Origin of the sequence: Thermobifida fusca NBRC 14071 = JCM 3263 (assembly GCF_001592045.1) — a bacterium.
In the GTDB taxonomy this organism is placed as follows: Bacteria; Actinomycetota; Actinomycetes; order Streptosporangiales; family Streptosporangiaceae; genus Thermobifida; species Thermobifida fusca.
On the sequence record NZ_BCWB01000021.1, the window covers coordinates 58,759 to 71,309 of the forward strand.

Below are 12,551 nucleotides of genomic sequence, written 5' to 3' on the forward strand. Positions count from 1 at the left end.
AATCCCGTCCCCGGTGTTCCTCCGGTGTCCGGGACGTCCTGTCCTCGGGCACCGGCCAGGCGCTCGGATCCACACGAAAGGTGACGTACGTGTCGCAGCCCGGCCTCTTCAACGATCTGCTCCGATGGGAACAGCGCGGATGGGACGCCCTGTGCGCGGGCACGGGAGCGGACTTCTACACCTCACTGATGACTGAAGACGGGGTGATGGTGCTCGCCAACGGGCTGGTGCTGGACCGTGCCGCCGTGGCTGTCTCCTTGAACGAGACCCCGCCGTGGAGCGGCTATGAGATCAGCGATGCGCGACTGGTCGCTGCCGGTGACGACAGTGCCATCCTCGTCTACACCGGGGCCGCATACCGTGCCGGAGAGCCGTCCGTGTTCCGTGCCCTCATGTCGAGTGTCTATGTCCGGCAGCAAGACCGCTGGCGGCTGGCCCTCTACCAACAGACTCCGCTTCCCGGCCCGGAGGTGAGGGGAGCCCGCACGTGACCCGCGGCCAGCGACGGCTCTCCTCAGGGTTCTCACCAGAGGCACGAGTTCGCGCGGGAGCACCCGGCACCGTTCGGCGGGCTGACTATTAAGGTCCCTTCGCGCGTGTAGTCGGCGCGGTCGCCCTCCCCGGACGGGGAGCGCTGAGCCCCGGTTGACGCCCGCCTCCGTCCCTCAAGGCGATGCACTCCTCGGCTGAACGGGTCACGACAGTGTCCGTTGAACTCCATCCGTTTCCGCACCCCGGGGTTCAGGGACGGTCCGGGTTGTCTTCTCTTCACATGTGCATCGAGGCGTCCACGGCGGGCAGGCCTTGTCCACTCTCGGGGGCTCGGGATGTGTTTCCGGCACGCAACCGGCCGCTGAAGAATTCGGACAGGTTCGGAGGCCTACTGGGATTTTGGGCCGTGAATAACGTCGACCACGTATTCGGCAATAGCCATGCACGACGTTGCTGCGGGCGATGGCGCGTTGCGGACCGCTGTAATACGCCCCATTTGATTGATGCGGAAATCGTCGACAAGGCTGCCGTCACGGTCGAGCGCCTGGGCGCGGACCCCGGCCCCGCCGCGGACCACGTCGCCAGGACCAATCTCCGGCACATACCGTTGCGCGGCCTTCATGTAGGCGCGTTGGGACACCGACCCGTACATCTCCTTCAGCCCGGTCACCCAGTGTTTGCGGGCCATCGCCCAGAACCCGGGCCAGGAGGCGATAGCGCCCAGGTCGGCCAGGTTGACCGTGGCGAGCCGGTAGCCTTCGCGGGCGAACGCAAGCACCGCGTTGGGGCCGACCTCTACTTCCCCGGAGACTCGGCGGGTGAAGTGTACGCCGAGGAACGGGTAGCGGGGATCCGGGACCGGGTAGATCAAACCGCGCACCATGTGCGCCTTCTCTGGTTTGACCAGCATGTACTCGCCTCGGAACGGGATGATCCGCGGTTCGGTCCCGTCGCCGGCGAGGCGCGCAACCCGGTCGGTGTGCAGTCCTGCGCAGATGATGAGGCGGTCCACGGTCACCGGCTGACCGCCGGCGACAACCTCGATCGAGTCGCTGACTTCCCGGATGCGGGTGACCGGCGCAGTGCAGCGGATCTCCCCGCCTGCCTCGGTGATGTCTTTCGCGAAAGACGCGCAGATGAGCGGATAGTCGGTGATGGCGGTGTGCGGCGAGTGCAGGGCGACCAGCCCGGTGGCGTGCGGTTCGATTGCGCGGATCTCCTCGGGCCCGATGCGGCGCAGCCCGGGCACCGCGTTGCTGTCGGCGCGGGCGTAGATGGCGTCGAGCCGCCGCACGTCTTCGGAGTTGACCGCGACCACGAGCTTGCCGCACTCCTCGTAGGGCAGGCCGCGGTCGGTGCAGTATTCGCGGAGCATCTCCCGACCGCGTGTGCACAGCCGGGCTTTCAGGCTGCCGGGCTTGTAGTAGAGTCCTGCGTGGACGACTCCGGAGTTGTGGCTGGTCTGGTGGGCAGCGATCCGGTCTTCTTTTTCCAGCACGACCACGCGCGTGCCTGGCCACCGGCGGATGATCTCCCGGCCGATCGCCAGCCCGATGATGCCGGCGCCGACGATGCCCACAACCTCGTCAGCCATTCCCGTCTCCCTGTTTCCTGTCCGGTAGGTGTGCGATCCAGGCTCAGCGCCGTTGTCGACCGCGACCTGACGGTAGTCGACCGCGTCGATGCAGTGGTGCGCAGCCCTGCGGTCGCGGGCGAAGACCACGGCGAACAGCCCGTAGCTGAGCCGGTGACAGCCGCTCCCGCCTGGGTGGGTGTCTCCCCGGCGCAGACTGCCTCCGCTGCAGCGGGGCGGGCACGAACGTGTGCTGCGCTGGCCAAGAACGGAGGCCCGGAACCGGAATCGGAGCAGGGAAAACCCCGGGTTCGGAGGGCGTGTCACTCCCCCCAATCCGGGGTTATGGGATGTCGGATCCGAGGACCAGTCGGCCGACGGGGTGAAGCCGGGGTTTCCCCTCCAGCTCGCTGCCCCAGCACATGCGGGCAACGGTCTCCACGGGGACCAGCTTACGGCGCTGCTGCTCCTCGTTGAGCGTGGCCTTGCCAGGGCAGAGAAGCTCGCGCTCGGACTGACCGCCGCTGTCAGCGGTGTCCTTGATCCCTGCTGGGGTGGTCCCTGCGACGGACGATGCGGAGCACCTCTCCCTCGAGGACCAGACGGTCCAGGACGGGCCTCCCCGATGCCTGCGCGGCCTGCTCTCTTCTCCACCCGGGCGCAGCGAAGGAATCCGTGGGCATCCTTGGGCACGCGGTCGTTCTCCTCCGGGCCGCATGCCCAAGCTATCCCTGGACCCGCTCTGCGGAAGCGGTCCCCTGGGCCGCCTCGGCGGTGTCCAGGACGGCTGCTCTCCGTGCCCCTGCCCGGCGGGCGAGCAAGCCGTAGCGGGGTGCCAGCAGATAGGCGGCAGCGAAGAGCAGCGCCTGCACGAGGACGATCATGCCGCCGGGCGCCACATCCAGCAGGAAACTGGCGTAGACCCCCACCACCGAGGCAGCCACTGACGTGGCCACCGCGATGAGCATCATCCGTTCGAAGCGGTCCGTGAGCAGGTAGGCGGTCGCGCCCGGGATGATCAGCATGGCGACGACCATGATGATGCCGAGCACCTGGAGTGCGATGACCACGGTCACCGCCAGCAGCCCGAGCAGCAGTGCTTCCAGGCGGCGCGGCCGCAGCCCGATCACGTGCGCGTGGGCCGGGTCGAAAGCGTACAAGGTCAAGTCGCGGTGGGTGAACGCCACCACGGCCAGCGTGACGACGGTCATCACCACGATCTGCAGGATCTCGACGTCGCTGACGCCGAGCGGGTTACCGAAGAGGATGTGTCGCAGGTCGGTGTCGCTGGAGATGCGGGAGATGATGACCACGCCGAGCGCGAACATCGCGGTGAACACGATGCCGATCGCGGCGTCCTCTTTGACGCGGGACGTGCGGTTGACTGTGCCGATCAGCGCCACCGAGCCTACGCCGAAGACCAGTGCTCCCACCGCGAACGGCAGCCCGAGCAGGTAGGACAGCACTACGCCGGGCAGGACCGCATGCGAGATGGCGTCCCCCATCAGCGACCAGCCGATCAAGGTCACCCAGCAGGACAGCACCGCGCACACTGCGCCCGCGAGCACGCTAGCCAGGAGTGCCCGCTGCATGAACTCGAACGTGAAGGGGACGGTCAGCCAGTCGATGAGGGTCATGCGGGCTCCTCTAGTCCGAAAGCGCGGAGCATCAGCTCGGGTACGAGGACGCGGTCCGGGCTGCCGTGGGCCAGGACGCGCCGGTGCAGCAGGATGGCTTCGTCGCACAGCTCCCCCACTCCGGCCAGGTCGTGGGTGGAGACCAGCAGGGTGGCTCCTTCGTCGCGCATCTCCCGCAGCACGCGAACGATGGTGCGTTCTGAGGGCTTGTCTACGCCCGCGAACGGCTCGTCCAGCAGGAACACGGTGGCGCCTTGGGCGATGCCGCGGGCGATGAACGCGCGTTTCCGCTGGCCGCCGGAGAGGGCTCCGATCTGCCGGTGGGCCAGGTCGGTGAGTCCGGTGCGTTCGAGGGCTTCGGCTACCGCGTCACGGTCGGACTTGCGGGGTCGGCGGGTAAGGCCCATGTGACCGTAGCGTCCCATCATCACCACGTCGATCACCCGCACTGGGAAGGCCCAGTCCACCTGTTCGGACTGGGGGACGTAGCCCAGCAGGCCGTTTTTGCGGGCCTGGGCGGGCGGTAGGCCGTGGATCCGCACGTGTCCGCTCTGCGGGGTGACGAGTTCCGCGATGGTTTTCAGCAGGGTGGACTTGCCGGAGCCGTTGGCGCCGAGCAGGCCGCACACGACGCCGCGTCCAATCTCCACGGTGACGTTGTCGAGTGCCAGGACGTCGCCGTAGCGGACGGTGACCTCGCGGACTTCGAGTGCGGGCGGGGTGGTCACGAGCGGCCTCCCTGTCCGGTGAGTCCGGCGACGATGGCTTCCGCGTCGTGGCGCAGCAGGTCCAGGTAGGTGGGGACTGGGCCGTTTGCGTCGGAGAGCGAATCCACGTACAAGGGTTCGCCGAGGACGGCACCGGTCTCGCGGGCGACCTGGCGCTGGGCGCTGTCGTTGACGGTACTTTCACAGAAGACCGCGGGGACGTTGTGCTCACGGACGAACTCCACCACGGAGGCGATCTGCTGGGGGGTGCCTTCCCCTTCAGCGTTCATCGGCCACAGGTACTTCTCGGTTAGCCCTGTGTCGCGTGCCAGGTAGGAGAATGCGCCCTCGCAGGTGACCAGGACCCGCTGTTCTTCGGGCACTGTGGCGAGTTCAGCACGGAGGAACTCGCCGATCTCGGTGATCTCAGCCTGGTAGGCCTCGGCGTTGGCCGCATAGTCGGCGGCATGGTCCGGGTCGAGTTCGCTGAGCGCATCCCGGATGTTGTCGACGTAGACGAGGGCTTCGTCCGGGGACATCCACGCGTGCGGGTTGGGGTGGCCCGCATAGTCCCCGGAGGCGACAGGGATGGTCTCGACTCCCTCGGTGACCACGCGGGTGGGGACGTCGAGCGGGTCGGTGAACTGCTCAAACCACAGTTCCAGGTTCATGCCGTTGGCGAGGAGGAGGTCAGCGGCCTGGGCACGGACCAGGTCGCTGGGGGTGGGCTCATATTCGTGGATCTCCGCACCGACCCGGGTGATGGATTCCACGCGGGCGTGCTCCCCGGCGACGTTGCGCGCCATGTCAGCGAGGACGGTGAAGGTGGTGAGCACGACAGGCCGGTCGTCGTCGAGCTGTGTGGCTGGTGAGGTGCCGCACGCAGCAAGTGCTGCGAGGACAATACCGAGCACACCGGTTTTTAAGGTACGACAATCTTTAAAGTTCGCCACGCCTAACTTTTACCACTATGCCGGCCCGCCAACCATGTCCGGGCCGGTGAGATGTGCGGGATTCGACTACGCAGCGTTAGTGGTCTGTCGCGATCCAGAGCGCTTCGGCGACCCCCGTGCCGATGGACCGCTCTTCAACCCCTTCGTCGGTGTGCAAACGCACGACGAGAGGGCCGCCGAAAGGTTGACGTTCCACAAGCTCGATCCGCATGCCGATGCCGATGTGCTGGCTGGCCAGGTAGCGCAGCAGCGCCGGGTCGGAGTCGTTGACACGGACGATCGTCCCCCCGCTTCCCGGGTCCACGTGGGCCAGCAGGCGGGTCTCCTGTGTCGGAACGCGGCCGTCGCTGGTCGGAATGGGGTCGCCGTGCGGGTCGACCGTGGGATGGCCCAGGCGTTCGGCGATACGTTCCACAAAACGGTCCGAGACGACGTGTTCGAGGACCTCCGCCTCGTCGTGGACCTCGTCCCAGGAGTACCCGAGTTCCTCCACGAGGTAGAGCTCGATCAGTCGGTGACGGCGCAGTACGGCCAAGGCGACCTTGTCTCCCGTGGGGGTCAGTCGCACGTCGCCGTAGCGCTGGTGGTCGACCAGCCCCAGTTCACCGAGTTTGCGCAGCATGCCGGAGACCGAGGAGTTGGACACGGCGAGCCGCTCGGCGACCCGGGAAATGGTGACTGGGCCACTTCCGCGTTCCTGAAGGTCGTAGATGACCTTGACGTAGTCCTCGACCGACGTTGACGGCCGGTTCGCAACAGGCGCCATAGAGCCACGCTATCGCGTTCCCCGCAAAAAGTCGGGGCCTCCGGGCAAGGGCGGCCGCGAAGAGGGGACGCCCTTCACTCGCTGAGCCGGTTCGGGGAGTTTTTCTTCTCGCGGTCCGCCCGCGACGGGGACATGATCTGCGGTTTCGGTCCGCCAAAACAGGCAGATTTCCTTTCGTTACGTCATTTATAGGACACAATCTGTTGACATAGCCCGTGATACGTATCACGATTCTGGTACAACCCCTAGCTGGGAGCGCTCCCAACTCCTTTCCGCATCCATCCCCATCCCGGGGGCGTTCCAGGCGGGGGAGACCATTCCGGATCGTCCCTCGGACGTTCCGGGCCGGCCGCCGCGGCCAGCCCCCACAGGTCGCGGCGGTCCTAGCCGTAACGTCTCTCAAGGAGTTCCACGGTGAGAATGAGAAGCCGGCTCGCTGCTTTTGGCGCACTCGCTGGCTTGACTGCAACCCTCGCCGCCGTCACACCGGCCGAGGATGCTTACGCGCACGGCGCGATGACCTACCCCCCGACGCGTAGCTACATCTGCTACGTCAACGGCATCGAGGGGGGCCAGGGCGGCAACATCGCGCCCACCAACCCCGCTTGCCAGAACCTGCTTGCGGAGAACGGCAACTACCCGTTCTACAACTGGTTCGGCAACCTCATCAGCGACGCTGGTGGCCGGCACCGCGAGATCATCCCGGACGGCCAGCTCTGCGGCCCCCACCCGCAGTTCAGCGGCCTGAACCTGGTCAGCGAGCACTGGCCCACCACCACGCTGGTGGCCGGAAGCACCATCACCTTCCAGTACAACGCCTGGGCACCGCACCCCGGCACCTGGTACCTGTACGTCACCAAGGATGGCTGGGATCCCAACTCCCCGCTGGGTTGGGACGACCTGGAGCCTGTTCCCTTCCACACGGTCACCGACCCGCCGATCCGTCCTGGTGGCCCCGAGGGGCCGGAGTACTACTGGGACGCCACGCTGCCTAACAAGTCGGGCCGCCACATCATCTACTCGATCTGGCAGCGCTCCGACAGCCCGGAGGCCTTCTACGACTGCACCGACGTGGTGTTCGTCGGCGGCGGCGACGACGGCGGTTCGGGCGGTCCTCAGCCGGACACTGAGGCGCCCACTGCTCCCGGCACCCCGGTGGCTGGTTCCCTGAACGGCACCTCCGCCCAGATCAGCTGGCCTGCTGCAACCGACAACGTCGGTGTCGCCGAGTACCGGGTGTACAACGCGGCCAACGACGAGCTGCTGGCCACGACTCGCACCACCAGCGTCACCCTCACCGGGCTGACGCCGAACACCGACTACTCGATCTACGTCGTGGCGCGCGACGCGGCGGGCAACACCTCGAGCCCGTCGGCGACGCTGACCTTCAACTCGGGTGACGCTCCCGCGCTCGCCTGCGAGATCGAGTACAGCACACCCAACACCTGGTACGGCGGATTCACCGCCCAGGTGCGGATCTACAACGGCAGCCACGAGTCCATCGACGGCTGGGAACTGACGTGGGACTTCACCAACGGTGAGACCATCAACCAGGCGTGGAACGCCACTGCCCAGCAGTCCGGAACCACCGTGACGGTCACCAACGTCTCGTGGAACAGCACCATTCCGCACCACGGCTCGGTGGAGTTCGGCTTCAACGCCAACTCCACGCGGGAGCCGGGAGTGCCGGAGAACTTCAAGCTCAACGGCAGCCTCTGCTCCGTGGCCTAACGGTTCTCCCTCCCTCAACTCGGTGACGACGAGTCCCTCCCCTCCGTCACCGGCCCGAGCCCGCTCCGCCACTGGCGGGGCGGGCTCTTCACGCTTCGAGGGCACGCAGCGGCACCGCCGCTTTGAGCAGCATCTCGGCGTACTCGCGCTCCGGCACCGACTCGAGTACGACAGCCCCGCCTGCTCCCACGGTCACCTGCCCGTCATGGCAGACAGCGGTGCGGATCACCACGCTCAGATCGGCGGTCCCTGAGAAGGACAGGTAGCCCAACGCTCCCGAATACACCCCTCGCGCGCTCGTCTCCAGCCGGTCCACGATCTCCATGGTGCGTTTCTTAGGCGCCCCCGTCATCGACCCGGGCGGAAAGCACGCCGCCACCGCGTCCACCGCGGACCGGTCTGCGCGCAGCCGTCCGCGGATCGTGGAGATCAACTGGTGCACCGTGGCGTAGGACTCGGTGTACAAGAACGCGGGCACCTCCACGCTTCCGATCTCGCAGACCCGTCCCAGGTCGTTGCGGAGCAAGTCCACGATCATCAGGTTCTCCGCCCGGGTTTTCGGGTCGCCGCGCAAGGCGTCCCGGGCGCGCGCATCGCGGACCGGGTCGTCGTGGCGCGGTGCGGTCCCCTTGATCGGGCGGCTCTCCACCCAGCCGTCCGGGGTGACCCGCAGAAAACGCTCCGGGGAGGCGCTATACACGGCGGTCTCCCCCGCGTGGAGCAGGGCCGCGTACGGGGCCGGGTTAGCGCGGCGCAGCCTCAAGTAGAAGGCTGTGCCGTCACCGGGTGCTGGCAATCGTGCCCGGGTAGTCAGGCAGATTTCGTAGCTCTCCCCCGCGGCCAGCTCCTCCAGGCACCGTTTGACGTCGGCCACGTAGTCGTCCGGGGAACGCTCCAGGAACGGGGTTGGATCCACTCCCCTGCCGGTCTGCTGCAAGGCTGACGGGGATCGCAGTCCGCTGAGTGAGCGCGCCATGGCGTCCAGCCAGGCTTCGTCGCCGTCCACGGCGACCAGGTAGGTGCGGTCCGCTGCGTGGTCGACCGCGATGAAGCGGTCGCAGCGCAGCCATACCGCGTCAGGGGTGGCGGCGCGGTGCACGGCCGTGCCGCCGCAGTCGGCTTTGAGTTCGTAGCCGAAGTAGCCGACATAGCCGCCCAAGAAGTCGAAAGGCAGGTCGGGATGGCCGTAGGGGGCGGAAGCGGTGCGGGTCGCGAGCGCGTCGAAGATCGTGCCGGGCTCGGTGTGCGTCGTGCCGTCGGCAGAGCGCACGGCTACCGTGCCGTCGCCTACCCGGTAGGTGAGCACTTCGCTCTGAGGGCTGTCGAGACCGCCGAGAAACGAGAACCGTGCGGTCCCGCCGGTCAGGCTGCTGTCCAGCCAGAAGGCGTAGTCGCGTCCGGCATAGCAGGTGAGGAACGCTGCTTCGGTGTCCACGGCACGCGGCATGACCCGGAACCGCAGGGTTTTCCGCACCTCGTGGAGAGCCCGCGGCGCTGCCCCGGTGGGCGGTACCCCCTGCTGTCCTGGTCGCACCGGGGTCGTGTGGAGTGCGGGCCGCGGGCTTCCGCTCTGCTGCGCGGTAGCTCCGGGACGTCCAGCAACCACCCGGCGGTGGGCCCGGGCCAGGCGAACGAAGTTGGCGACCAGAGTGGGGCCGTGGTCGCTGGCCACGGATTCGGGGTGGAACTGGACGCCCCAGCGTGGCAGGACGCGGTGGCGCAACGCCATGACCACCCCGTCCTCGGCCCAGGCGGTAGCTTCCACATCCTCCGGCAGCGGCGAGGCCACGCACAGCGAGTGGTAGCGCACGGCGGTGAAGTCCTGGGGAATTCCCGCGAAAAGAGCGGAATTGTCGTGGCGTACCCGGCTGAGATGCCCGTGGCGGGGCCGGGGGGCCGAGACCACCGCGGCACCGGCGTGGTGGGCGATGGCTTGGTGGCCCAGGCACACGCCGAGGATCGGCAGGTGCGGTTCGTCCAACACGCGCCGCGTGTGCCCCACGTCGCTGGCCCGCTGGGGTCGGCCAGGGCCGGGAGAGATCACGGCGGCGTCGAAGTCAGCGGGGTCCAAGCACTTCCAGCGCGGATCGTCGTTGGTGACGACCAGCGGTTCCTCGCCTAGGGTGCGCGCAAGCAGATGGACGAGGTTGTAGGTGTAGGAGTCGTGGTTGTCCACGAGCAGCACCCGCATGCCGATCCTCCCTTCCCTGCCGCACCGCGTTTCAGGGTACGCCTGTCAGCGCCGCGCCGATCATGGCGCAGGCTGGCGGCAGCAGGCTGGGGACAAGGGCTGCGCGCCTTCCCCGGGCTGATCCGCTGGTCTGCGACGGCGGGAAGGCGCAGGTCTTCGCATACCAGGCAGGACTAGTGCTGCGGCCCGGACTCCCGGTGCTGCTGTGGCCTGGAGACCCGCCGGTGTCTGTACCGTTAGGGGAAATCGTGGTGAGGAGGTGGCCCGGTGGGCAGGGACCGCATGCAGATCGGCGAAGTAGCCGAACGTACCGGACTGTCGTTGCGGACGATCCGCTACTACGGCGAGGTCGGGCTTGTCGTGCCGTCTGCGCGCTCCAAGGGGGGCTTCCGCCTCTACACCGAATCCGATGTGGCACGGCTGCTGCTGATCAAGCAGATGAAACCCTTGGGGTTCAGCTTGGAGCAGACCCGCGACTTGTTGGGTGTTCTTGACCGGCTCGACTCCCCAGGGCTCGACGACGCGGAGCGCGCCGCGCTGACCGACCAGCTTGACCGGTTCGAAACGGCTGTCGCGGCCCGCTGTGCTGCGCTGCGGGAGCAACTGGCCTTGGCCGAAGAGTTCGGTGCCCGGCTGCGCGCCCGGCGCGGCGCAGCCGTCCCCCGTGCCCGGGCGTGAAGACGCGAGCAACCGGTCCGGAACCGGGTTTCCGCAGCGTGCTGGCCTATCCGCACCTCCCTGTCATAGCTACTCTCACGGAAGGGTAGAGTTCCTGGCCGGGAACCGGCCCGCTTCCGACGCGTACTCACCGGTTCCCGCGGCGGTGTGGACCTTCGGTGTTCGCGCCGCCGCATTCCGCTGCCCCGGCCGGGGCAGACCTCCCTGCTGTGGTCACTGTCCGGCGAGTTCGTCCATCGACTCCAGTGTCCGGCCTTTGGTTTCCCGCACGAACCGGAGCACGAACCCGAAGGACAGCAGCGCGAACGCCGTGTACACCAGGTAGGTGCCGGGAAGGCTCCAGTCACGCAGCGACGGGAAGGTGACGGTCACCAGCCAGTTGGTGATCCACTGGGTGGCGGTGGCCACGGCCATGGCTGCAGCGCGAATCCGCAGCGGGAACATCTCGCCGAGCAGCACCCAGGTAACCACTCCCCAAGAGAGCGCGAAGAACAGGACGAACGTGCTGGCGGAGACCAGGGCGGTCAAGGCCCACGCCGTTGACAGCACCACGTCGTCTCCTTCCCCTCGGGCGTGGCTGAACGCGAATGCGGTGAAGGCCAGCGCCACCGTCATCCCCGCCGATCCGGCCAGCAGCAAGGGTTTGCGTCCCACCCGGTCTACCAGGCCGATCGCGATCAGGGTGCCGACGATGTTCACGATGGACGTGAACAGGCTCAGCAGCAGCGAGTCGGTTTCCGCGATACCCACCGACTGCCACAGCACCGCCGAATAGTAGAAGATCACGTTGATGCCGACGAGCTGCTGGAACGCGGACAGGGCCATGCCCACCCACACGATGGCCAGCAGCCCGTAGCGGCCGCGCAGGTCGCGCAGGCGGGGGCGGCGTTCCCGGCCGAGCACCCGGCGGATCTCCGCCACACGGCCGTCCACGTCACCGCCTTCGACTTCAGCGAGGACGCGGCGTGCGCGGGCATCGCGGCCGATGCGGACGAGGTGGCGGGGCGACTCGGGAATGACCAGGGTCAGTACAAAGTACGTGGCGGCAGGCAGCACTTCGATGCCGAGCATCCACTGCCAGGCCTGCAGCGGGCCGAGCCGGTGGAGGGCGCTGCCACCCACCGCGGCGGCCAGCCCGTAGTTGACCAGTTGGGAGGTGGCGATCCCGAGGACGATGGCGAGCTGTTGCAGCGAGGCGAGGCGGCCGCGGAACGCGGGCGGGGACACTTCGGCGATATAGGTCGGGGCGATCACCGAGGCGATACCGATCGCCACGCCGCCGACCACGCGCCACCAGGCCAGGTCCCAGACGGTGAAGGGGAGCGCGGATCCGACCGCGCTGGCCGCGAACAGCACAGCCGCGAGCTGCATGACCCGGATCCGACCGATCCGGTCGGCCAGGGCACCCGCGATCGCCGCCCCCACCGCGGAACCGATCAGGGCAGCGGCCACCGTGAACCCGATGACAGTGGAGCCGACCCGAAAGGTGTCCTGGATCGCGCTCACCGCACCGTTGATGACGGCACTGTCGTACCCGAACAGGAATCCGCCCATCGCCGCGGCTGCCGCAATCATCACCACGTGGGCGATGTTCACTTCACCGCTGCTGGGGGCCTCTCCCGTTGTAGACACGTCACTCCTCGCCCGGTTTTCCCCATGGCCTGACCTTGACCACGAGCACGGCCCGCCATGCGGTTCTGTTCCTCTAGCCGAGACCGCGGGTTTTACACCCTGTCTCGGGGCAGGCGTGTCTGGGGCGGAGGCGCGCGGTTCGGACAGCCGCTGCCCGAGCGGCGTTCTTCGTTTCGGTAGCCGGGGGCCTG

At 67.7% G+C, this 12,551-nt stretch carries 10 protein-coding genes; 3 read left to right on the top strand and 7 right to left on the bottom strand.

The window, feature by feature from the left end:
* Window positions 1–89: 89 nt before the first annotated feature.
* Window positions 90–491, top strand: a complete 402-nt coding sequence (locus TF1_RS16455) for a nuclear transport factor 2 family protein (protein ID WP_016188757.1) — start codon at window positions 90–92, stop codon at window positions 489–491.
* Between the two features lie 389 nt (window positions 492–880).
* Here TF1_RS16455 and lhgO read toward each other — a convergent pair whose 3' ends face one another.
* The 5 genes from lhgO to TF1_RS04625 form a co-directional block, all read right to left on the bottom strand.
* Entirely contained in the window at window positions 881–2,086 is a 1,206-nt protein-coding gene (gene lhgO, locus TF1_RS04605) for an L-2-hydroxyglutarate oxidase (RefSeq protein WP_038043772.1), read from the bottom strand.
* A 704-nt stretch (window positions 2,087–2,790) separates the two neighbouring features.
* Window positions 2,791–3,702 carry a metal ABC transporter permease gene (locus TF1_RS04610; protein WP_011292087.1) on the bottom strand — a complete coding sequence of 304 codons (912 nt, stop codon included), beginning with the start codon at window positions 3,700–3,702 and terminating at the stop codon, window positions 2,791–2,793.
* A complete protein-coding gene (locus tag TF1_RS04615; protein WP_011292088.1) occupies window positions 3,699–4,430 on the bottom strand; it encodes a metal ABC transporter ATP-binding protein in 732 nt (243 codons plus the stop codon). The genes TF1_RS04610 and TF1_RS04615 overlap by 4 nt, the downstream gene beginning before the upstream one ends.
* The gene (locus TF1_RS04620) at window positions 4,427–5,323 is read right to left on the bottom strand and encodes a metal ABC transporter substrate-binding protein (protein WP_016188759.1); all 897 of its coding nucleotides are present in this window, start codon (window positions 5,321–5,323) and stop codon (window positions 4,427–4,429) included. The genes TF1_RS04615 and TF1_RS04620 overlap by 4 nt, the downstream gene beginning before the upstream one ends.
* A gap of 115 nt (window positions 5,324–5,438) precedes the next feature.
* On the bottom strand, window positions 5,439–6,128 hold the full coding sequence (locus TF1_RS04625; protein ID WP_011292090.1) for a metal-dependent transcriptional regulator: 690 nt from the start codon (window positions 6,126–6,128) through the stop codon (window positions 5,439–5,441).
* A 420-nt stretch (window positions 6,129–6,548) separates the two neighbouring features.
* Here TF1_RS04625 and TF1_RS04630 point away from each other — a divergent pair, with 420 nt between their 5' ends.
* Entirely contained in the window at window positions 6,549–7,859 is a 1,311-nt protein-coding gene (locus TF1_RS04630) for a lytic polysaccharide monooxygenase (RefSeq protein ID WP_061783670.1), read from the top strand.
* Window positions 7,860–7,947: 88 nt separating this feature from the next.
* On the opposite strand, the gene pabB is transcribed toward TF1_RS04630, so the two are convergent.
* Entirely contained in the window at window positions 7,948–10,050 is a 2,103-nt protein-coding gene (gene pabB, locus TF1_RS04635; protein ID WP_061783671.1) for an aminodeoxychorismate synthase component I, read from the bottom strand.
* 282 nt (window positions 10,051–10,332) lie between these two features.
* On the opposite strand from pabB, the gene TF1_RS04640 reads away from it, so the two are divergent.
* A complete protein-coding gene (locus TF1_RS04640) occupies window positions 10,333–10,728 on the top strand; it encodes a MerR family transcriptional regulator (protein WP_016188762.1) in 396 nt (131 codons plus the stop codon).
* A 213-nt stretch (window positions 10,729–10,941) separates the two neighbouring features.
* Here TF1_RS04640 and TF1_RS04645 read toward each other — a convergent pair whose 3' ends face one another.
* On the bottom strand, window positions 10,942–12,360 hold the full coding sequence (locus TF1_RS04645) for a sugar porter family MFS transporter (RefSeq protein WP_011292094.1): 1,419 nt from the start codon (window positions 12,358–12,360) through the stop codon (window positions 10,942–10,944).
* Window positions 12,361–12,551: the final 191 nt, after the last annotated feature.